We start from the raw sequence: 22,730 nt of genomic DNA on the forward strand, positions 1-22,730 counted from the left end.
GCATTATATGAAGGCTATTTGAATTATTTAATCCAAATTTAATTACTTTCTTTGAGGACATTCTATAGAAATTTTAAAGTTAGACTACTAACATACAAAATATTGCCTTACAAAAATTATCTTAAAACTATTTTTTAAATATCCTCATAAAATATCCCGTTATCTTTGCACCCTAAACGCAAAGCATGACCATTACCCAATATATAGCGGCGCAGGTAAACGCTCCCGCCAAAAGCATAGAAGCCGTATTGCAGCTCCTTCAGGAAGACTGCACCATACCCTTTATAGCCCGTTACCGTAAAGACCGCACCTGCAACCTTGATGAGGTAGCCATAGAGCAGATAGCCAAAGGCAGCCGTGATTATGAAGCCATTGTAAAACGCAAGGAAGCCATTGCCAAAAGCATTGAGGAGCAGGGAGCGCTAACGCCCGAGCTTTCGGCAAAAATTGAGGGCAGCTTTAACCTTACCGAGCTGGAAGACCTGTACCTGCCTTACAAAAAACGCCGCAAAACCAAAGCCGACACCGCCCGTGAGAACGGTCTGGAGCCGCTTGCCAAGATAATCATGGCGCAAAACGCCGACGATATAGAGTACATCGCATCCAGATACCTTAACGGAAACGTACCCAACGAAGACGAAGCCCTGCAGGGCGCGCGCGACATAATAGCCGAATGGGTAAACGAAAACGTGTATATCAGGAAAACGCTGCGTCGCATTTTTGGCCGCAAAGCGGCCATTACCACTAAACCCGTTAAAGGTGCCGACCCGGAGAAAGCCCAGAAGTTTGAGCAGTACCTCGACTGGAGCGAGAACCTGGCTAAGGCCCCATCGCACCGCCTCCTGGCCATGCTCCGCGCCGAGGCTGAGGGCATTATCAAATTCAAAATAGAAATAGACGACACCGAAGCACTTGCCTTTATGGAGGAGTCGGTTATAAAAAACCCGAAAAAGGAAACGGCAGCCCACCTGCAAAAAGCCATCGCCGACAGTTACAAACGCCTGTTGGCTCCCGCCATAAGCAACGAGGTATTGCAGGAAGCCAAAACCAAAGCCGATGCCGTAGCCATTCAGGTATTTGCCGCCAACCTGCAACAATTGCTGTTAGCGCCACCATTGGGCGAAAAACGCATACTGGCGATAGACCCCGGTTACCGCACCGGCTGCAAAATTGTGTGCCTTGACGAGCAGGGTGGCCTGCTGTATAACGAAACCATTTTCCCCCATGCGCCGCAGCGGGAAACTGCCCAGGCCATGAAAAAAATACGCTCTATGGTCAACGCCTATAAGATAGATGCTATATCGATAGGCAACGGAACTGCCAGCCGCGAAACCGAGCAGTTTATTAAAAAAATAGCCTTTGATAAGCCTTTGCAGGTGTTTGTGGTAAGCGAGGCGGGGGCTTCGGTATATTCCGCTTCTAAAATTGCCCGTGATGAATTCCCGAATTATGATGTTACCGTGCGCGGTGCGGTGTCTATAGGCCGCAGGCTGAGCGACCCGCTTGCCGAACTGGTTAAAATAGAGCCAAAAGCAATTGGAGTGGGGCAGTACCAGCACGATGTAGACCAAAGTCAGCTAAAAGCAGAGCTTGACACGGTCGTTATGCGCTGCGTGAACAGCGTGGGCGTAAACCTTAACACGGCAAGTAAGTCGCTGTTGGGGTATGTGTCGGGCATAGGCGAAAAGCTTGCCGAGAACATTGTGGCTTACCGAAGTGAGAACGGCCCGTTTGAAGACCGCAAACAACTCAAAAAAGTAGCCAGGCTCGGGGAGAAGGCTTACCAGCAGGCGGTGGCATTTGTGCGCATACCCAATGCTAAAAATCCGCTGGATAACAGTGCGGTACACCCCGAGGCGTATAGCATTGTCGAAAAAATGGCTAAAGACCTGAAGCTGAAAACGCAGGAGCTTATCTCTAACAAAGAGGCTATTGCCAAAATAAACCCCGAAGCCTATGCCACCGAAGATGTGGGCGTGCTGGCGCTGAAAGATATTTTAAAAGAGCTTGAAAAGCCGGGGCTCGACCCGCGAAAGTCGGCAAAGGTTTTTGAATTCGACCCGAATGTGAAGACTATCTCCGATTTACATATCGGAATGGTGCTGCCGGGCATTGTAAACAATATTACGGCCTTTGGCTGTTTTGTAGATGTGGGCATTAAGGAAAGCGGGCTGGTACATATATCGCAACTTAAAGAAGGCTTTGTAAGCGATGTGAATGAAGTGGTAAAGCTGCACCAGCACGTTCAGGTAAAAGTACTTGAAGTGGATGAAGCACGCAAAAGGGTAGCGTTGAGTATGATAGTTAACAATTAAAGTATTTATAAATGAAAAACCTTTTTTTCTGTTTTTTAGTTTTTGCAGCCAGTGTTGCATCTGCACAAAATTTATTTCCGGTAAAACTGGAAAACTGTAATACTGAAAGTTTTTGCCTTGATTGCGGCGAAATTAAATCTTCTTATGATGAAGAAAAATTTGATAAGCTACTGGGAAGATTAAACAAGAAATTAAATTTAGGTAAGATTGAGGGTACTCTTAAAGTTCAGGTACTAATTGAAGCAAATGGCAGGGGTTGTGTATTAAGCCATACTGACAGGAGTAAGGCTGGTATAACTGATGAAATTGTTAAAGAGCTTAATAAATTTAAAGACTGGAAGCCTGCATATAGCGAGGGTAAGCCTGTAGATAGAAATTCTGTTAATTTAATATTTACAATTAAAAACGGAATTCTTGATGGTAAAATAGAGCGGGTGGATATGGAAGCGTTTGCGAAATCTTTTGATCATCCTAAAGACCCTGAAATTTTTAATAAAAATTACACTTACTCAAATCAAAATTTAAGCCGCTATCAATTTACAATATGGAACTCCTCTAATTCTGAATTACCCAATAACAGTGTTAACCATATTGTTGCGGATTCTAAGGGCAATATTATAGCTATTTCAGATTCTGAATTAATAGTGCTTAATAAAAATGTAATTAAATTACCTCCTCCTAACCCAACGATAGAGGAAGCCAAGAAGCGTAAATATTTCGCATTAGGTGTAGATGCTCAGGACAAGATATGGTTAGATGGCCTTTCATCAATTTTTAGTCTTGATAATAATAATTGGAAAGCTTACAGTACGGATGAATTAGGTGTTGATAACGCATATGGGTTTGAATATAATTCAGTAACAGGTGAATTATTTATATGTTCAAAAGATGGCTTAATAATTAGCAAATCAAATCATTTTGAAATGCTTGATAAATCTAAAATAAAAGAACTCCCTTCAAATCGTGTTAGTTTTGCAATGCGTGATTCACGAAACAGGCTTTGGATAGGTACGTATGATGGCTCGGTTATGATTGATAACGATGGGAAAGTAATTAGCTTTAAAGATACCAATCACATTTTAAAGGATTATTGTATAACCTCTATGGCTGAGGATGAAGAAGGCAATCTATATTTTGGACTTTATGAGTTTAATCCGGCTGACCGTAAAATTGTCAATAGGAATGAAGGTATTGCGATATGCAGTAAATCCGGATCATGGGAACATTTTACAACTGAAAATTCTGGAATGCCATTCAATCACACTACATGTGTTTTATATGACAAAAAAGAAAAAATCCTTTGGATTTCTACCGACAGGGCAGGACTGATAAGATATGATTTAAATGGTGGCTGGGAAAACTATCATAATCTTAATTCGGATATTCCTACATCATACATTGGAGATATGTGTTTCGATAGTTTCGGAAATTTATATTTGGCCACCCGCCAGGGTATTGTAAAGGTAACAAGTAAATAATTTTGATTTACACATAAAAAAGTTTTGCCCGGCATTGTAAACAATATTACGGCCTTTGGCTGCTTTGTGGATGTGGGCATAAAGGAAAGCGGGCTGGTACATATATCGCAGCTTAAAGAAGGCTTTGTGAGCGATGTGAATGAAGTGGTAAAGCTGCACCAGCACGTTCAGGTAAAGGTCCTTGAAGTGGATGAAGCCCGCAAAAGGGTAGCGTTGAGTATGGTTATTTAGGGGTGCCGCCTGTCCGAAGTTAGATGTCCGGGGTCGGATGTTAATTATTCCGTGTTTCGTGTTTCGGAGAATAAATTCTGAATTCAACTTTCTGAATTTTTATTTTACCTGTCACATTGAGCGCAGTCGAAATGGCTGAAACAAAAACCCCCGCAATATTGCGGGGGTGTATTATGATATTAGTTTTAAACTAAAGTTTATTCTCTTCCTGTGCCTGCTGCTTTTTGGCTGCTTCAGCCTTAGGCTCATCTTTAGCGGCATTTTTAAATTCCTTAATTCCGGAGCCAAGCCCCTTCATTAATTCCGGTATTTTCTTGCCCCCGAAAAGAAGCAGTATAACCACAACAATCAAAATTATTTCAAAGGCTCCGAATTTCTGAAACATGATAAATAAGAATTAAATTAATATTGAAACAACAATTTCAAACGATACAAAGTTAACCATAAATTAAAACACTACAATTATTTACGACAATTATTTGATTGTGGTTTGCGTTAAATAAAACAAAATTGCGAGTAAGGTTTATAAGGCATTAAATCTCTTTATAATGCAGTATTAGTATATTTGCGAATTAAACAGTTACTATGTCGAAGAAAAGGCTTAAAAGGCAGGTAATCAAAAAAAAGCTGTTCAACAAAATACGGCTGGTACTACTTGATGAGGAAAACTTTGAGGAGAAATTTTCGCTCAGGCTTAACCTCATGAATGTTTTTGTGGTAATTACCGTGGTAAGCATCATCATGATTGCCCTTACCACCTACATTATTGCAGGTACCCCGCTGCGCGAATACATCCCAGGATATTCTTCTACGCAGCTAAAGCGCGAGGCTACCCAGAATGCTATAAAATCAGATTCGCTATTGCGGGAGCTGGAGGCAGAGAAAGCTTATATGGCCTCGATAAAAAAAGTACTTACGGGCGACCTTGAAAGCGGTAAGCTGAGCCGTGACTCTATTTATGTGCCAGAGCAGAAAGAGCAGCCGGTTATAGACATTAAACCATCTGAAGCCGACCTTAAACTACGCGAAGAAGTGGCGCTGGAGGATAAATATAACCTGTTTGAAGAAGCCCAGCCGCGTGTTGGCCTGGTGCTTTTTGCTCCGGTTAAAGGCCACATTACAGAGCCTTACAGCAGCAAGAACAAGCATTTTGCAGTAGATATTGCACTGGCTAAAGATACCCCCATTAAATCGGTTGCGGCAGGAACGGTACTGTTTGCCGACTGGACACCTACAAACGGCCACGTAATAATTGTGCGCCATAAAGACGGTATAATATCGGTTTACAAACATTGTGCGGCATTAACCAAAGAGCAGGGCGATGTAGTGCGTTCTGGCGAAGCGATTGCGCTGGCCGGCAGCACGGGTTCGCAGTCAACCGGTGTGCACCTGCATTTCGAATTGTGGAAGGATGGCTACCCGATAAACCCGACACAGTACATAAATTTTGAATAATGGAGATTATAAACAGCCTGTTTACAATTTATTATTTCGGGGGCATAGCATTATTCCTTAGCGGGATTGTAATGTACATATTCCCTCCGAAGAGAAGAAACCTGTTATACGGATACCGCACCAGCCGCTCGGCGAAGTCGCAGTCCGCATGGGATTTTTCACAGCGTTTTTCAAGTAAGAGATTGATAGGATCGGGCCTTGCCCTGTTAGCTTTCGGCGGGCTGCTGAATTTGATAAACATACCCGAAGAGTATGCGGTAATCGTAATGCTGTCGCTGATGATAGTAGCGGCAGTTTATATATTTTATGCTACCGAGAAAGCGCTTAAAACAAAATTTCCTGATTAACTAACAACTGATTACTGCTTATGTCTTTAAAATCATTTGCTGCCAAGCTGTTTGCCTTAAAAGTATATAACGATACCCAAAAATGGGCCTCTAAACCCGTTGGGGTACAACAGCAGGTATTCAGTAAACTGATTTTAAATGCCCGCAGCACGGCATTTGGCAAAGACCATAACTTTAGCAGTATAAAAAGCTATAAAGACTTTCAGGAAAATGTACCCGTTAGGGATTATGAAGACCTGAAACCCTATGTAGAGCGGGTAGTTAAGGGCGAACCTGATATACTATGGCCCGGCAGGCCACTGTATTTTGCCAAGACATCGGGCACTACCTCCGGGGCAAAATACATTCCGCTTACGGCAGCATCAATGCCCTACCACATACAGGCAGCACGCAACGCTATACTGATGTACATCCACGAAACAGGTAATTCGGCTTTTGTAAATGGTAAGATGATATTTTTGCAGGGCAGCCCCGTACTCGAAGAAAAAAATGGGATAAAGTTTGGCCGCCTCAGCGGTATAGTAGCGCACTATGTGCCGGGCTACCTGCAACGCAACCGTATGCCGGGCTGGGAAACCAATACTATAGACGACTGGGAAACCAAGGTTGATGCCATTGTAGAGGAAACTTATAAAGAAGATATGACCGTTATTTCGGGCATACCCTCATGGGTGCAAATGTATTTTGAAAGGCTGCAGCAAAAGGGCAATAAAAAAGTAGGCGACATCTTTAAAAACTTCAGCTTGTTTATTTATGGCGGGGTTAATTATGAACCCTACCGGGCCAAATTTGAAAACCTTATCGGGCGGAGGGTTGACAGTATAGAGCTGTTTCCTGCTTCCGAAGGATTTTTTGCCTACCAGGACAGGCAGGGCGACAGGGGGATGCTTTTGTTGCTGAATTCAGGTATTTTTTACGAGTTTATAAAGTCGGATGAGTTCTTTACCGATAAACCGAAACGTTACACAATCGGCGAGGTGGAACAGGCCATAAACTATGTGCTCATCATATCCACTAACGCCGGGCTTTGGGCGTACAATACAGGCGACACGGTACAGTTTACATCCTTAAAGCCCTACAGGGTAATTGTTACCGGCAGGATAAAGCACTTTATATCTGCGTTTGGCGAGCACGTAATTGGCAAAGAGGTAGAAAGCGCCCTTAATGAAGCTATGGAAGGAACTAATGTAAGGGTTAACGAGTTTACCGTAGCCCCGCAAATTAACCCCGAAACTGGATTGCCGTACCACGAATGGTTCATCGAGTTTGAAAACGAACCGCAGAATATGGATGCTTTCGCCCTGAAGATAGACAGCGCCATGCGCAAACAGAATGTGTATTATGACGACCTGATAAAAGGTAACATACTCCGCACAGTAGTAATAACCCCTGTTGCAAAAAACGGTTTCCAGGAGTATATGAAGTCCATCGGCAAACTGGGCGGGCAAAACAAGCTGCCAAGGCTTAGTAATGACAGGAAAATTGCAGATGTATTATCAAAATTGACTAAAAAAGATTATGGCAGCAAAATATAAAATTCCTTACTTACCATTGCCAATTGACTTAGAGTCTAAGGATATTTTAAAGAAAGTAGCAGAAGCCCGCGCTGCCTTAGCAGAGCTTAAGGGTACTCATGCAACCGTTCCTAATGTTGGAATATTACTTAGTACTTTGGCTCTGCAGGAAGCTAAAGACAGTTCGGCTATAGAGAATATTATAACCACCCATGATGAACTTTTTAAGGCAGAGCTAAACTTAGGATTAATACAAAATCTTGCAGCCAAAGAAGTTCAGCGTTATTCATTTGCATTAAGAAAAGGCTTTGAGCTTATAAAAGATAACAAAATAATTACAAATACAATTATTTTAGAAATCCATAAGGAATTAGAACAAAATAATGCCGGATACAGGAAAGTTCCCGGTACAGATCTTAAGAATGAGAGAACTGGAGAAGTAATTTATACACCACCTCAGTCGTTAACGGAGATTCAGTCATATATGTCTAATCTTATAGACTATATTAATGACGACTCTATTGACGATTCAGATTATCTTATAAAGCTTGCAATTATACACCATCAGTTTGAAAGCATACACCCCTTTTATGATGGCAATGGAAGGCTGGGCAGGATAATTAACATTCTCTATCTTATTTGTAAAGGGCTTTTGGACTATCCTACGTTATATCTGAGTCGGTTTATAATTCAAAACAAAGAAGAATACTATTTATTATTACAGCAGGTTCGTGATGAAGAGAGTTGGAATCAATGGATTCATTACATCTTAGATGCAGTTATAAGTGTCAGTAAGCAAAGTACTGAACTCATAAAAGAAATTAAACAGTTAATGATGCACTACAAATCGGTAATAAGAACAAATTATAAATTTTATTCTCAGGATTTAATAAATAATATATTTAAGCATCCTTATACCAAAATAGAGTTTTTACAAGGAGATTTAAATATTTCAAGACAAACTGCAGCCAAGTATTTAGACACAATTGCTGAAGATAAAAATAACCTTTTAAGTAAAGTAAAAATAGGAAGAGATAACTTTTATGTAAACAACGGATTAATGAAATTGTTTACGCAATATAATTATAAATTGTAGCAATAACATGTTAACGAAAACATGGTTTAGCTAACACATTTTTTAAATATGTTAATCAAAGCGTGTTTTGGTTTACATGTCATAAATTATAGCTAAAAATAAAAATCCTACATTTGCTCACAAAACACAAATGAGAATGCAGAAATTAAAAAATATATCACGCAACAGGGCACAGGAATCTTCTGCTGCCATAGAGCGTTTATACATAACCATGCGCCACCTGTTTAACCGCGGCTTTTACAAGCCTATGGGTATATCGGGTGAAACACTGCGCGAGGCGCTCTTAGACCTTCGCCCGGAAATATACGGCTCTATCGCCGAAGAAAAAGCAGAGCTTAACGGGCTACTGTATGTTATAGAACGTTTACCTGTAGGCATAGAGCAGTGCCGTTTTATAAATCTGACATCAGACGAAGGATATTCCAAATCACATTTCAAGGCTATTGTACCGCCAAAAAGGAGGCGTAACTGCTACCGAATTGATGAGGAACAGATGAATGTTGAGATAACAAGGGGGAGGTCGGATATTTATGATATCCTTACCCACCTTACTTTTGTGTTTATAGAGTCGCACAAGATACGCAACAGAGTACTTATTGATGAGAATGGTGAGATGACGCGCGACTGGCAAAAGCTGGAGCAGGTTATTTTGCAGAATAAAAAACTGAACCTTGAGGAGCGCGAAACAGCAATATCGCACGTTTCAAACATACTGGGGCGCACATTTGCCGAAGTTACCGATATTTATGACGCTTTTGGCAATGCCGAAACACCTGACAGGTTCCTGCATGTAATATACTGGCTGGGAAAACTCGCTATAGACGAGGCACTTGGCGGCGCAAAACGTGCTATTACCTTCAGCCCGATATTAAGGGAAAGGCTTGGACACCACATACACGGCGAGATATGGGCTGATAACATTAAAGCGGTGCTGAAACAAAACGGGCTGCTGCAAAGGCCGATACATATCATCAGCGCCAACATGCACAGTGTAATGAACTCTATATTTGCCACCGATGTACATAAAGGTAAGTTTAAGGGTAAGCCTGATTTTTATGTTTATGAAGAACTCAGCAAATCAGGCAATGCAGAACTACGTAACAAGGTAGAGGAATTTGCCCTGCAAAACGGTATGATAGCCATGCCAGATACATCGGGCACCAATATAGATGTGCAGATATTTGATGCTGCCAAAATTGATTTTTCGCTGACGGCATTCCCTAATGCGCAGGCACAAGAAGATATGCCCGTTATTATAGTAATGGATTATGCTTTTGGCGAGCAGGCCTATGAAACCATCGATGAGCTTTTAAAACCTTATAAAGAATATGATACCAAAACATTCCTGAATGTGGTATCGGTTTCTATAATGGGTAAGGCAGGGATACTGGAAGGGAATAAGGGCGATATAATGATACCGTCGGCACACATTAACGAAGGTACGGGTGATAATTACCCATTTGAGAATGAGTTAAAGGCATATATGTTTGAAGGGCAGGGCATACCGGTTTACAGTGGCCCTATGGTAACTGTTTTGGGTACATCGTTACAAAACCGCGACCTGCTTAAGTTCTTTAACCGCTCTACCTGGGGCGTTATCGGGCTTGAAATGGAAGGCGCCTATTACCAGAAAGCCATACAGTCGGCCTCAAAAATCAGGAAAAGTATTAATCCGGATGTAAAAGTGCGCTATGCCTATTATGCATCGGATAATCCGCTGGAAACCGGCAGCACGCTGGCATCAGGTGGCCTGGGTACTACAGGAGTTAAGCCTACATACCTGATAACAATAAAAATACTGGAACAAATTTTTAACTGCAAATAACAGTAATGGAAAACTATCAGCACAACAGGGATCAGGAAATAGACATAGCTAGGGTATCAGACCGATTAAGAGGATATGCATCCCGCGCTAACGATTATTTTTTCGACGGTATATTGTTCCTTAAGCGCAATATAATTGTATTAGCAGTTTTATTTATTGCCGGTGGAGCGCTTGGCTATTATTTTGATAAGGGTAAAAAAGTCTACGAGCAGAAACTAATAGTAATACCTAATTTTAAAAGCGTAGATTACCTGTATGAAACGGCTGAGCTTTTAACGTCTAAATCTCAAACGCGGGATGAAAAGTTTTTGCAGGGCATTGGCATTAAAGATCCTGGTATATTTATAGAAATGGAAGTTGAGCCGATTGTGGAAGTTTATGATTTCATTGAATCTGAAAAAGATCATGAACGCAATTTGCAACTATTCAGGATTATGGCTGAAAATGCAAGTGTTGAGGAAACCCTGAAAGATATGGCCACTGCCCGTAACTATCCGCAGCACCTTGTCACTATTACCACTTCCGGCAAAGCTGATGCGGATGAGGTGGTTAACCCCATACTTGCCTATCTGAATGCAGATAAATATTTTGGTGAAATAAAGCAACAATGGCAAAGAAACCTTAATGCCGAGATTAAAGCTAAAGACAGTATAATTGCCCAGATAGATGCCATAATCAATACATTTAATAAAGATGCAAGAGCGGCAGGCGAAAACCTTGTGTATTACAACACCAATACGCAGTTTAACGAACTGATAAAAACCAAGGCAGAGCTGGTAGAAGAGCAGGGTAACAACATGATAAAAAAGGTTAATTATGAAAATATAATTAAGCCAAGCAGTACCATGCTTAATATTAAGAAAAAATCTTTTACATCCGGCAAGATGAAATATATAGTTCCTTTCATATTTATCATGCTGTTTGTTTTTATATCTTTATTTATGGCCTACTATAAAAAACAGATGAACAAAAGAAAAAAGATTGCCGGTAATGAATAATATATTAATAACAGGAGGAGCAGGGTTTATTGGCTCAAATTTTATAGTACATTTTTTAGCCGCTAATCAGGGCTGTAAGGTTATAAACCTTGACCTGCTAACCTATGCCGGTGATAAGGATAATCTGAAAGAAGTTGAGGGCAATGCAGATTATCTGTTTGTTCAGGGTGATATCTGCGACAGGCCGTTCCTGGAGTCGCTGTTTAAAGAGCACGATATAAGGGGGGTAATTCATTTTGCGGCAGAATCGCATGTCGATAACTCTATCTCGGGCCCTGAGGCATTTATAAAAACCAATGTGCTGGGTACATTCAACCTGCTGGAAACAGCAAGGAAGTATTGGATGGATGCTCCGCATCAATATAAAGAAGATTACAAAGGCTGCCGTTTTCATCATATCTCTACAGATGAGGTATATGGCACGCTGGGTGAAGAAGGACTCTTTACAGAAGAAACAGCCTATGCACCCAACAGCCCGTATAGCGCAAGCAAGGCAGGCAGCGACATGATAGTGCGCAGCTACTACCATACCTACGGTATGGATGTGGTTACCACCAACTGCTCCAACAATTACGGGCCAAAGCAGCACGACGAAAAGCTGATACCCACCATTATACGCAAAGCCATATCAGGACAAAATATCCCTATTTACGGAAACGGAATGAATATACGCGATTGGCTTTATGTGCTGGACCATTGCAAAGGCATAGAGCTGGTATATAAAAATGGTAACGGGGGCGAAACCTATAATATTGGCGGAAGGAACGAGCGTAACAACTTATACATCGCCAACAAGATTTGCGAACTGCTTGATAGCATGGCTCCGAAAGAAAGCGGCAGCTATAAAGAGCAGATAACTTTTGTTACCGACAGGCCGGGGCACGACCTGCGTTATGCAATAGACGCCAATAAGATAGAAAGTGAGCTTGGCTGGAAAGCTGATGAAAATTTTGAATCGGGTATTGTTAAGACCATAGAATGGTACCTTGCAAAATATAAAAAAGCATGAAAGGAATAATATTAGCCGGAGGGTCGGGCACCAGGCTGCATCCGCTTACGCTGGCAGTGAGCAAGCAACTGATGCCAATTTATGATAAACCTATGATATACTACCCGTTAAGCACGCTTATGTGGGCAGGCATAAGGGAAATACTTATCATTTCCACTCCGCACGACCTGCCGCTGTTTCGCCACCTGTTGGGCGACGGTAGCAAACTGGGCTGTAAATTTGAATATGCCGTGCAGGAACACCCCAATGGGCTTGCAGAGGCTTTTATAATAGGGAAAGAGTTTGTAGGTAATGATAAAGTAGCGCTTATACTGGGCGATAACATTTTTTACGGTACCGGGCTTGCCGGCCTCCTGCAAAGCAACAATAATCCCGAAGGGGGCATTATATATGCCTACCACGTGCACGACCCTGAGCGTTATGGCGTGGTAGATTTTGATAAAGACGGTAAAGTATTGTCTATTGAAGAAAAACCCGAAAAGCCAAAATCTAACTTTGCGGTACCGGGCATTTATTTTTATGATAACGAGGTGCTGGATATTGCAGCAAATATACAACCCAGCCACCGGGGCGAACTCGAAATTACAGATGTTAATAAAGAATACCTCAGGCGCGGCAGGCTTAAAGTAAGCATTCTCGACAGGGGGACGGCGTGGCTTGATACGGGCACGTTTAATTCGCTTATGCAGGCAGGACAATTCGTGCAGGTAATAGAAGAGCGCCAGGGGCTTAAAATAGGCGCTATAGAGGAGGCAGCCTATAAAATGGGATATATATCCGAAAAAGAATTAACGGCGCTTGCAGAGCCGCTTTTAAAGAGCGGGTATGGCAGGCACCTGATGAGTTTAATAGCATAATATGACAGTTAAAGAAACCAGCCTTAAAGGCTGCTTTATTATAGAGCCTAACGTTATACCCGATGAACGCGGGTATTTTATGGAGAGCTATAACGAAAAACGCTTTGCCGATATAACCGGGCAGCCGGTGCATTTTGTGCAGGATAACCAGTCTTATTCTGTGCGGGGGGTGCTGCGCGGGCTGCACTACCAGACAGGAGAGCATGCCCAGGCAAAACTGGTGCGGGTTATACACGGCGAGGTGCTTGATGTGGCTGTAGATGTGCGCCCCGGTTCGCCCACCTTTGGGCAGCATGTGGCAGTAAAGCTATCGGCTGAGAACCACAGGCAGCTTTTTGTGCCACGCGGATTTGCACACGGCTTTTTGGTATTCAGTGAGACAGTTGTTTTCTTTTACAAATGCGACAACTACTACAATAAAGAGTCGGAGGGTGGTATTATCTACAACGACCCATCCATAAATATCGACTGGGGGATGGATAGTGATGATTATATCATATCATCTAAAGATACTGTTTTACCAAACCTCGAAAATGCAAGGCCGGTATGGTAGTACTTGTTACAGGCGCATCAGGTCAGTTGGGTCAGGCGCTTAAAGCGCAGGCGAACCGGTATGATAATCTTACTTTTGTTTTTAAGACATCTGCGGAAGCGGATATAACCGACAGGCAGCAGCTTGAACAGGTTTTTAATGAAGTAAAGCCCGGCTTTTGTATTAATGCCGCGGCCTATACCGCAGTAGATAAGGCAGAAAGCGAGACGGAAAGAGCTTATGCCATAAATGTTACCGGGGCTAAAAACCTTGCTGAAGTTTGCCTGCAGTTTAATACAACCTTGCTGCATATTTCTACCGATTTTGTGTTTGACGGAAATAAAGACACCCCTTATACCGAGGATGATGCAACCAATCCGCAGGGTGTTTATGGTAAAACCAAAAGAGAAGGCGAGCAGGAAATAGAAAAGATATTGCCGCAGCATTATATTATACGCACATCATGGCTGTACTCTGAATACGGTAATAATTTTATGAAGACGATGCTGCGCCTTGCCGCAGAGTGCGATAAACTGGGCGTTGTTAATGACCAGACCGGCACACCTACCAATGCCAATGACCTTGCAGAAGCCCTGCTACAGATAATAACACGTGGTAAAAAGGCTTACGGCATTTATCATTACAGTAATGAGGGAGTTGCAACATGGTATGAGTTTGCCGGAGAGATATTCAGGATAAATAATGTTTTAATAGACTTACAACCGATACCTGCATCGGCTTATCCTACGCCTGCTAAAAGGCCGGTGTACAGCGTGATGGGCAAAAGCAAAATAAAAGAAGTTTTCGGGCTGAGTATAAAAGGCTGGCAGGAAAGCCTTGCTGCTGTTTTAAAATCGTATAACGAGCTTTAAAACACCTGCTCATGATTAAAAAACTGTTCCATAAACTATTCAAGTCGGCAGAAAGAAGAACCGTTGTAAAAAACATGTTTTCGCTCTCAATACTACAGGGGCTTAACCTGTTGCTGCCGCTTGTAACCTACCCTTACCTGATAAGGGTTTTAGGTAAGGACTTATATGGAACCATTTTGCATGCGGCAGCTATAACCTACTATTTTCAGATACTTACAGAATATAGCTTTCATATGACAGCTACCAAAGAGGTGTCTGTACATGCAAATGATACCAATAAGCTGCACTCTATATTCAACGAGGTGTTTACCACAAAAATGTTTTTGCTTGCAGGCAGTTCTGTTGTAATGTGTATCCTGATTTTTACTATACCCTTTTTCGAAGAACAGCGGTTGATATACCTGCTTACCTTCGGCAATGTTATAGGGCAGGCTATCTTTCCTGTATGGTTTTTTCAGGGCCTGCAAAAAATGAAATACATTACCTATTTCAACTTTATCTGCAAAGTAATTTTTACAGCTGCCATTTTTGTTTTTGTAAAAAGACCTGAGGATGCCTGGCTTGCGCCGCTTTTTACTTCGTGCGGCTATATTTCTGCGGGTATTGTTTCTTTAATTTATATTAAAAAACTGTTTAAGATTCCGTTTCAGCGAAAACCTTTCAAAAAGGTAAAAGAGCAGCTTAAAATAGGCAGGTACCTTTTTTTATCAGAACTTAAAATATCTTTGTTTACCAATACCAACACGCTTTTATTAGGATTTATAGCAGGCGAGGCGGCAGTTGCTTATTTTGCCTCTGCCGAAAAAGTTGCACGGGCGATAGGAAATATATATACACCTTTAACTTTGGCACTCTTCCCTTATATGGTTAAGAACATGAACAAGGACAAAGCAAGCACCTATAGTGATATACTTAAAATTACAAAAATGGGGTCACTGCTGTTTTTGGTAATACTGATACCGTCTTTTATATGGTCTGACCTTATCATGGAAATACTGTTTGGCAGGGGTATGGAAAATGCATCTCTGATTTTCAGGATACTATTATTTATACCTGTTGCCGCTTTTATAGATAATATGTTTGGCAAACAGGTACTGCTGACACTTGGCAAAGACAATTTGTACTTTCGTGTAATTAGTATGGCGGCAGTATTGAATTTAACTATGAATTTATACTTAACCTATCAGTACAGTTACATTGGGACAGCGATAGCATTAATTATTACCCATATTTTTATAGACATTGGTATGTATTGGTATGCAAAGCGTGAAATTAAAAAATCAGCTTTAAGTTAGAGCTTTAGCGGGACAGACGTATAGTTTTAAAAAAGCCGTTATATTTGTTCTCTTTGCTTACAGCAGTTATAAATTTATGAAAAGCAGCAGCTTTCAGGAAATATTATGCACAATTAATGGAAAGACACTATAAGCCAGGGGCAAGTAAAGCAAGAAATTTTTCTTATGTACTTTTTACATTAGGATTATTTTTCTCCCCTTTCAATGATTTTGAGGGCTTCTCCTTTTTAGGGGAGTATAGTAATGAGTTGGGGACATATTTTTTCCTGCTTGGCTTTTTGTTCTTATTTTTCGGCCGATATATTGTATTACCCTATAAAGACAGGCTGTTTTTATTGATACTGTTATTTATCTGCTGGTGCTTTATATGTACTGTATTAAATTATAATACAGTACATACCAATTATTTTAAGATGACAGGAGGCATAGAAAGGTTTATAAGGCAGTATCTATCTTTACTTATTGCTGCCTTCATTTTCCCTGTTTTATTTATAAATGCAATATGGCGCATGAGCAATAAAGATCTGCTCATTAAAATAAGGAAAATCTTTTTATATTCATTTATTTTTGTTGGAGGTTATGGGTTATTAGAAGCTGCCATATCTATATTCCATATTTCCGCCTTTAAAATTTTGTATGAAACATTTGATATATTTCCAATGTTTAATGCCCATTATCATGATAACCGTATTTCATCGGTAGCTTTCGAACCGCCTTTCTTTGCCATATACCTGATTACTATTTCAGGGTGGATGTTCAGCTATATACTTACACATAAGAGCATTTATCGGTTTGTACCTGTTGTTATGGTATTGTTGCTTGCTTTTTTTTCCGGTTCACGCACTGCGCTTATCACTATAACCATTCAGGCAGGTATATTTGTAGTAATCTTATACCAAATGCCTGGTTACAAGCGATTGATAATCAATTCTATTAGATATGGTGCTGCTTTGGTATTTATAGTATTAGTATTAAATAGTAAAACGTTAATAGAGGCATTCAAAGAACGGATAGACTCCCTTGATTTTAAAAATAACTTAACTGAAAATGTATCGAATAAATCACGTTTTGGTATGCAAGTTGCCGCATTGCGGGTTTTTGCGGAAAACCCTATAGTCGGTGTTGGTTATGGTCAGCAATCTTATCATGCCCGGCATAAATACCCGCTTTGGGCTACAAAAAATAATTATGAGTTCGAATTATATTATAAAAATCATCTGGAACCTTCATTTCCGCCGGTATTTAATCTTTATACCCGTTATCTTGCCGAAACCGGCATCATTGGTTTTATAATAGTAATATCATGGTTTATTTATGCTATAAGAAGTAGCATAAGGATTTTAAAAACCAAGCAACTATCTGCTGATACAGTTATAGCCACAATACTCCTAACGAGTTTTGTTGGCTTTATGCTTAACTGGATGCAGGTAGATAGTTTAAGGATATATGGATTTTGGCTTTCGGCAGCAATACTTATTAAAATAACTCAAAATCCGATTTACCCAAATGAACAGGATAGCAGTTCTTATACCACATTATAATAATCCTAAAGGGCTGGTTGCCTCACTTACATCGATTGACTCATCAGAGGTGGTTGATGTTGTTGTGGTAGACGACGGAAGCCGTGAAAAGCCGGATGAGGCGGCAGCAGTAACTGCTTTTACTGCAAAAGGAAAACTGGTTTTTATTTATATGGATCAAAACCGCGGTATAGAGCACGCTCTTAATCGTGGTTTGGATTATATTGAGTCAAAGTCTTATACTTATATAGCGCGTTTAGACTGCGGTGATAAGAATATCGGCAAAAGGTTTGCCATACAAGAAAAATTTTTGCAGGATAATCCTGATGTAAAACTAGTAGGCTCTTTTGCCACAATGGTCACCATCAATGGTGATATATTTTATAACCTTAAATTTCCGGTTACAACAGCGTCAATTCGAAAGCGGTTTTATCTAAACTGTATGTTTATTCATCCTGCTGTTATGTTTAGGGTGGCCATGCTGTCGGTAATAGGCAAATATCCAATAGAATATAAGTCAGCCGAAGACTATGCCTTTTTTTTTAAATTTGTTAAGGGCTATAAGGTTTACAATATCCCTGAATATCTCGTAAAAATAGAATTAAATCCTAATGGTATTTCTGCCACTCGCAGAAAGCAACAGGTAGTGAGCCGGATAAAAGTAATAAAGCATAATTTTTACTTTGGTTTTTATCCTGTCTATGGCTTATTGAGAAATATAGTATTATACTATATGCCAAATGATATAATCTTATTTATAAAAAGCAAAATTTTCAAATGAAAAAAATACTTGGCATATATGATTACATTTTTGCAATACTACTTATCGGGTTGCCATTCAGCAAGGCATTGCCTAATATATTATTGCCTCTTTTAGGTCTGCTGTTTTTGCTCAATATAAAAAATGTAAACTTTAAGCCGCTGTTAAAACCACCATTTGCACTGCTATATGTGCTGCTAGTTTACATTTTTATTAAAGGATTAGTTGTTCAGAATATTTTTATAGAATGGTCGCACTTTAAAAAATATCTAATAGTATTTATAATACCTGTATTACTACTTAACCTTAAGAATATCAATACTATAAAAGTATCGATGGTTATTTGTGTTCAGTCAGTTATATGGGTAAGTATTGCAGTTATAACAATTAATTACCTTACAACTGGCAGCCTTCCTTTTACCAATGGAGAGAAGGTAAACCAGCTTTTGGTGATGGAGCGGCCCTATGCCGGATTTTTTGCAGTGTTAGGATTCTTGTTTTCACTTAATCTTATTAACAAACATCCCCGTTACAAGACCTGCTTAATGGCAAGTGCAGTTATAACCGTACTATTTGTCCTGCTTATAGCTGCCCGTATATCATTCTTAACCCTGATTATTATGTTGGGTATATATATACTTTTCTACTCTAAACTGCCTAGTAAGCTAAGAGGATTTATAATAGCAGGTTCTGTAGCAATAGTAGCAGTATTATTTATTTTTAATGATAATATGGCGAAAAGGTTTTTTATAGAAGAAAGTTGGGAAGAATCTGTTGCAGTGGCATCAGATTATGAGCCACGACTCGTTATATGGCCCTGTGCCGCAGGCATGGCACAAAAAACCTCATATAACCTGCTGACTGGCTTTAAAACAAACAAAGAGATAGAAACTAATTATATAAATTGCTATTCAGGCATAATTAAAAATCCGTCTAAAAAAGAATATTATCTCTCAGAAAAATTTAATTCTCACAATCAATTTATAGACATTGCCCTGTCACAGGGATTACTTGGTTTATTACTCTTTTCGGGCTTTTTGATAAGCCTTTTGCTACATGTGCATAAAAACTTTTTTTATACGGCTATATTAATTGCTTTGATGCTTTTTCTGTTGGTAGAGAACGTGTTGTACCGGCAGGCAGGCTGTTACATTTTTAGTATATTTGCCACAATTATTTCAATAAATCCATACGCGTATAATGTCAAAAATGAGGGTAATACATGTTCTTAATGCGGTTGGCGGGATAGATGTTTACTTAAGGTCATTGCTTACCAATGTAAACAATAAAGAAATTGAGAATATTATCATCCATAGCACAGATGATGCAAAAACACCATTTACTGATAGGGAGGGAAATATACTGGAAGACTATAAACTCCAAATATATAGAGAAATATCACCCTTAAAAGACCTGCGGGCAATTTACAGTACCTTTAAACTTCTTAAAAAGCTTAAGCCCGATTTGGTTCATGCACATAGTGCTAAAGGCGGAGTGGTTGGTCGCGTTGCGGCAAAGCTGGCGGGCATACCCTCCCTATATACTCCTAATGCATTTTCTTATTTAAGTACTAACAATCCGTTAAAGCGAAACATATATATATATATTGAGAAACTGCTTCGGGGTGGTAACTCCGCATTGTTAGCTACATCACCTTCAGAGGCAAACCGTGGCGCTTTAGAAGTAGGTTTTACAAAAGATAGGATATTGCTTTACAACAACAGTATTGAGCCACCACAATCTGCAAAACCTTTGTCTATACCACAAACGTGGCCTGATAAGTATATTTGTACAGTAGGGAGGCCCAGTTACCAAAAAAACACCAGCCTTTTAATACGTGTTATCGCATCTGTAAAAAAAAAGCACAACATTCATTTGGTAATTATGGGTGTGGGGCACTACTGTGAAGATTTGGAAACAATAAAAACACTTATTGCAGAACTGAAGTTAGAAAGTAACATAACATTGCTGGACTGGACCTCTCGTGATGATGTTTTTTCTATCATTAAAAATTCTGCTTTATATATTTCAACCTCCAGATACGAGGGGCTCCCATATTCCGTTATAGAAAGTTTAGCATTAGGTAAACCTTGTGTAGTAAGTAATTGCGATGGTAACCGCGATTTGGTTGAAGACGGTGTTAACGGTTATGTAATTAATGATGAAGACCCGGCTCAATATGCTGAAAAGATCATTTCCCTTCTAAATGACGATACTAAAAGGGAGGCAATGGGTGCAGAGTCTTTTGCAAAATTCACAGAGAATTATAACATATTAAACACAATACAAAATTTAGAGAACCATTACAAAAATTTTGTAACGCGTTTTAAACATGGGATATAACTACTTTTCAAGGCATACACTGTTAAAAAGAGCCGGGCTTCCGCCAAGTAAAAAACTGCTCATTTTTTTTATTTCCACAGGGTTGCTTACTATACCGCTTCCGCATGTATATAACAGCATAACACTTATACTTTTTGCAGCTTATACACTTTTAGCCTATAATAAAGAAAACGTAAAGCTTAGGCCGGTATTAGTGCCCCTGCTGTTGTTCTTTGCACTAATGGCAATATCGGTTACATGGTCTCATGACGTTAAAGCCACGCTTAAAGCGCTTGGCAGGGAGTCGGCACTGTTGTTTATACCGGCTATCTTCTGCCTTAATATGCAGCTTTCAAAAAGGGGCGTGCGCAAAGTACTTAATAATTACAGCCTGATGATCTTTCTTTTTGCTGTATACTTGTTCATAAAGGCTATTATCCGGTATTCTGATGCGGGCAACAGCGAAGTGTTTTTTTATAACAATTTAGCAACAAACTACCTTAATGCAGTATATCTGTCTGTAATGGTAGCTATGGCAGCTTTTCATTTTTTGTGTAAAAAGAATAAAACATTTTGGGGATACCTTACATTACTGTTCTTAATGCTGTTCCTTTTCCTGCTGTCTTCTAAAACAATTATTATCACATCGGTAGCATTGGTAATTGTTTACTATATTTTTTATTCGGGTATGAACAGGCGGTTCAAGGTAATTGCACTGCTGGTATTTCTTGGTATGGCAGGCACACTTGGCTATTACGGGGAGATAAATGAACGCATTACAGCCGAATTCAACTACAGCAGTCCGGAGGGTGGTAATACAGAGATGCACCATGTTACTCTTAATGAAGCCTGGAGCAGGGAAACATTTACTGCTAATGATTACTTTAATGCTACGGCGCTAAGGCTGTACCAAGCACGTATATTTAGCGAGATGCTTAAGGAAGACAATATTTTCCTTACCGGTTACGGGCTTAATGCCTCTGCACCCCAAATTGAACAAAAAGGTATAGAGCATAGCCTGACCCATACCGGTAAAGAAGGTATAACCTATAATAAAATTAATTTTCATAATCAGTATATAGAAGCATTTGCCGACCTCGGCATTTTTGGCTTGTTGATTGTTATATTGTTTTTAGGGATAAACCTTAAAAATTCAATAAAAAACAAAGAATTTATTCATATTGCTTTTGCAGTTCTCATGATAAGTTTATTTTTGACAGAGTCATTTTTGTGGAGGCAAAGGGGAGTGGTTTTCTTTACCATGTTTTACTGCCTGTTTAACACAGGGCTTTTGCCGGTAACTACAGAAAAAAAAGCAGTATGAAAAGAATATTAATTACCGGAGCCTCAGGTTTCCTTGGCTCACACCTTTGTGACAGGTTTATAAAAGAAGGCTATTTTGTAATAGCGATGGATAACCTTATAACAGGTGACCTTAAGAACATAGAGCATTTGTTTAAACTCGAAAATTTTGAGTTTTATCATCACGATGTTACCAAGTTTGTAAATATCCCGGGGCATTTAGATTACATACTGCATTTTGCATCTCCGGCAAGCCCGATAGATTATTTAAAAATTCCGATACAAACCTTAAAAGTTGGCTCATTAGGCACGCATAACCTTTTGGGTGTGGCAAGGGTTAAAAATGCACGCATATTAATAGCATCAACGTCCGAAGTTTATGGAGACCCGCTGGTACACCCGCAGACAGAAGATTATTATGGCAATGTAAACACCATAGGCCCGCGTGGTGTATATGACGAGGCAAAGCGCTTCCAGGAGTCTATCACAATGGCTTATCATACCTTTCATAATGTAGATGTGCGTATTGTGCGTATATTTAATACCTACGGCCCACGCATGCGCTTAAACGACGGGCGTGTAATTCCTGCTTTTATAGGGCAGGCGCTACGCGGCGAAGACCTTACTGTTTTTGGTGATGGTAACCAAACACGCTCTTTTTGCTATGTAGATGACCAGGTAGAGGGTATATACAGGCTCCTGCATTCTGATTATGTATATCCGGTAAACATTGGTAACCCGGATGAAATAACCATAAAAGATTTTGCCGAAGAAATTATAAAGCTTACCGGCACACAGCAGAAAATTGTATACAAGCCGCTGCCCGAAAACGACCCGCTGCAACGCCAGCCGGACATAACAAAGGCAAAAGAGCTGTTAGGCTGGGAACCAAAAATAGGGCGTGCTGACGGTATGAAGCGTACTTACGATTACTTTAAATCGTTATCGAAAGAGGAGCTTTTAAAGGAAGAACATAAAGATTTTTCAGGATTTATACATTAA

At 40.1% G+C, this 22,730-nt stretch carries 21 protein-coding genes; 20 read left to right on the forward strand and 1 reads right to left on the reverse strand.

Annotated elements, in window-relative coordinates:
• Positions 1-185 precede the first annotated feature (185 nt).
• Genes Q0K96_RS04195 through Q0K96_RS04205 form a run of 3 tightly spaced genes read left to right on the forward strand, consistent with a single transcriptional unit; the run spans position 186 to position 4,024 of the window.
• Complete coding sequence (locus Q0K96_RS04195; protein ID WP_297332756.1) at positions 186-2,315, forward strand: Tex family protein; 2,130 nt, start codon at positions 186-188, stop codon at positions 2,313-2,315.
• Between the two features lie 11 nt (positions 2,316-2,326).
• The gene (locus Q0K96_RS04200) at positions 2,327-3,793 is read left to right on the forward strand and encodes a two-component regulator propeller domain-containing protein (protein WP_297332757.1); all 1,467 of its coding nucleotides are present in this window, start codon (positions 2,327-2,329) and stop codon (positions 3,791-3,793) included.
• A gap of 24 nt (positions 3,794-3,817) precedes the next feature.
• Entirely contained in the window at positions 3,818-4,024 is a 207-nt protein-coding gene (locus Q0K96_RS04205; protein WP_297332758.1) for a S1 RNA-binding domain-containing protein, read from the forward strand.
• Positions 4,025-4,214: 190 nt separating this feature from the next.
• Here the strand turns inward: Q0K96_RS04205 and tatA are convergent, their stop codons facing one another.
• Positions 4,215-4,409: a twin-arginine translocase TatA/TatE family subunit gene (gene tatA / locus Q0K96_RS04210; protein WP_297332759.1), complete on the reverse strand. Its 195-nt coding sequence runs from the start codon at positions 4,407-4,409 to the stop codon at positions 4,215-4,217.
• A gap of 200 nt (positions 4,410-4,609) precedes the next feature.
• Here tatA and Q0K96_RS04215 point away from each other — a divergent pair, with 200 nt between their 5' ends.
• The 17 genes from Q0K96_RS04215 (at position 4,610) to Q0K96_RS04295 (ending at position 22,730) form a co-directional block, all read left to right on the forward strand.
• Positions 4,610-5,479: a M23 family metallopeptidase gene (locus tag Q0K96_RS04215; protein WP_297332760.1), complete on the forward strand. Its 870-nt coding sequence runs from the start codon at positions 4,610-4,612 to the stop codon at positions 5,477-5,479.
• Positions 5,479-5,826 carry an SdpI family protein gene (locus Q0K96_RS04220; protein ID WP_297332761.1) on the forward strand — a complete coding sequence of 116 codons (348 nt, stop codon included), beginning with the start codon at positions 5,479-5,481 and terminating at the stop codon, positions 5,824-5,826. Before Q0K96_RS04215 ends, Q0K96_RS04220 begins: the two co-directional genes overlap by 1 nt.
• 20 nt (positions 5,827-5,846) lie before the next feature.
• A complete protein-coding gene (locus Q0K96_RS04225; protein WP_297332762.1) occupies positions 5,847-7,361 on the forward strand; it encodes a GH3 auxin-responsive promoter family protein in 1,515 nt (504 codons plus the stop codon).
• Positions 7,345-8,436 (forward strand): Fic/DOC family N-terminal domain-containing protein, encoded by a 1,092-nt coding sequence (locus Q0K96_RS04230; RefSeq protein ID WP_297332763.1) that lies wholly within the window; start codon positions 7,345-7,347, stop codon positions 8,434-8,436. The genes Q0K96_RS04225 and Q0K96_RS04230 overlap by 17 nt, the downstream gene beginning before the upstream one ends.
• Before the next feature lie 136 nt (positions 8,437-8,572).
• Positions 8,573-10,261 carry a hypothetical protein gene (locus Q0K96_RS04235; protein ID WP_297332764.1) on the forward strand — a complete coding sequence of 563 codons (1,689 nt, stop codon included), beginning with the start codon at positions 8,573-8,575 and terminating at the stop codon, positions 10,259-10,261.
• A 5-nt stretch (positions 10,262-10,266) separates the two neighbouring features.
• Positions 10,267-11,259 (forward strand): hypothetical protein, encoded by a 993-nt coding sequence (locus Q0K96_RS04240; protein ID WP_297332765.1) that lies wholly within the window; start codon positions 10,267-10,269, stop codon positions 11,257-11,259.
• Positions 11,252-12,268, forward strand: a complete 1,017-nt coding sequence (rfbB, locus tag Q0K96_RS04245) for a dTDP-glucose 4,6-dehydratase (protein WP_297332766.1) — start codon at positions 11,252-11,254, stop codon at positions 12,266-12,268. The genes Q0K96_RS04240 and rfbB overlap by 8 nt, the downstream gene beginning before the upstream one ends.
• Positions 12,265-13,125 (forward strand): glucose-1-phosphate thymidylyltransferase RfbA, encoded by an 861-nt coding sequence (gene rfbA, locus Q0K96_RS04250; protein WP_297332767.1) that lies wholly within the window; start codon positions 12,265-12,267, stop codon positions 13,123-13,125. Before rfbB ends, rfbA begins: the two co-directional genes overlap by 4 nt.
• A gap of 1 nt (position 13,126) precedes the next feature.
• Positions 13,127-13,678, forward strand: coding sequence for a dTDP-4-dehydrorhamnose 3,5-epimerase (gene rfbC, locus Q0K96_RS04255; RefSeq protein WP_297332768.1), 552 nt, complete (start codon positions 13,127-13,129; stop codon positions 13,676-13,678).
• The gene (rfbD, locus tag Q0K96_RS04260; RefSeq protein WP_297332769.1) at positions 13,672-14,529 is read left to right on the forward strand and encodes a dTDP-4-dehydrorhamnose reductase; all 858 of its coding nucleotides are present in this window, start codon (positions 13,672-13,674) and stop codon (positions 14,527-14,529) included. The genes rfbC and rfbD overlap by 7 nt, the downstream gene beginning before the upstream one ends.
• Before the next feature lie 11 nt (positions 14,530-14,540).
• Positions 14,541-15,824, forward strand: a complete 1,284-nt coding sequence (locus tag Q0K96_RS04265) for a flippase (RefSeq protein ID WP_297332770.1) — start codon at positions 14,541-14,543, stop codon at positions 15,822-15,824.
• Between the two features lie 116 nt (positions 15,825-15,940).
• The gene (locus Q0K96_RS04270; protein WP_297332771.1) at positions 15,941-17,365 is read left to right on the forward strand and encodes an O-antigen ligase family protein; all 1,425 of its coding nucleotides are present in this window, start codon (positions 15,941-15,943) and stop codon (positions 17,363-17,365) included.
• Positions 17,331-18,125 (forward strand): glycosyltransferase, encoded by a 795-nt coding sequence (locus Q0K96_RS04275; RefSeq protein ID WP_297332772.1) that lies wholly within the window; start codon positions 17,331-17,333, stop codon positions 18,123-18,125. The genes Q0K96_RS04270 and Q0K96_RS04275 overlap by 35 nt, the downstream gene beginning before the upstream one ends.
• Positions 18,122-19,336, forward strand: a complete 1,215-nt coding sequence (locus tag Q0K96_RS04280) for an O-antigen ligase family protein (RefSeq protein WP_297332773.1) — start codon at positions 18,122-18,124, stop codon at positions 19,334-19,336. Before Q0K96_RS04275 ends, Q0K96_RS04280 begins: the two co-directional genes overlap by 4 nt.
• Positions 19,314-20,447, forward strand: a complete 1,134-nt coding sequence (locus Q0K96_RS04285; protein WP_297332774.1) for a glycosyltransferase — start codon at positions 19,314-19,316, stop codon at positions 20,445-20,447. Before Q0K96_RS04280 ends, Q0K96_RS04285 begins: the two co-directional genes overlap by 23 nt.
• The gene (locus Q0K96_RS04290) at positions 20,437-21,750 is read left to right on the forward strand and encodes an O-antigen ligase family protein (protein ID WP_297332775.1); all 1,314 of its coding nucleotides are present in this window, start codon (positions 20,437-20,439) and stop codon (positions 21,748-21,750) included. Before Q0K96_RS04285 ends, Q0K96_RS04290 begins: the two co-directional genes overlap by 11 nt.
• Complete coding sequence (locus tag Q0K96_RS04295; protein ID WP_297332776.1) at positions 21,747-22,730, forward strand: UDP-glucuronic acid decarboxylase family protein; 984 nt, start codon at positions 21,747-21,749, stop codon at positions 22,728-22,730. The genes Q0K96_RS04290 and Q0K96_RS04295 overlap by 4 nt, the downstream gene beginning before the upstream one ends.

Source organism: Flavobacterium sp. (assembly GCF_024305175.1).
Taxonomy (GTDB): domain Bacteria; phylum Bacteroidota; class Bacteroidia; order Flavobacteriales; family Flavobacteriaceae; genus Flavobacterium.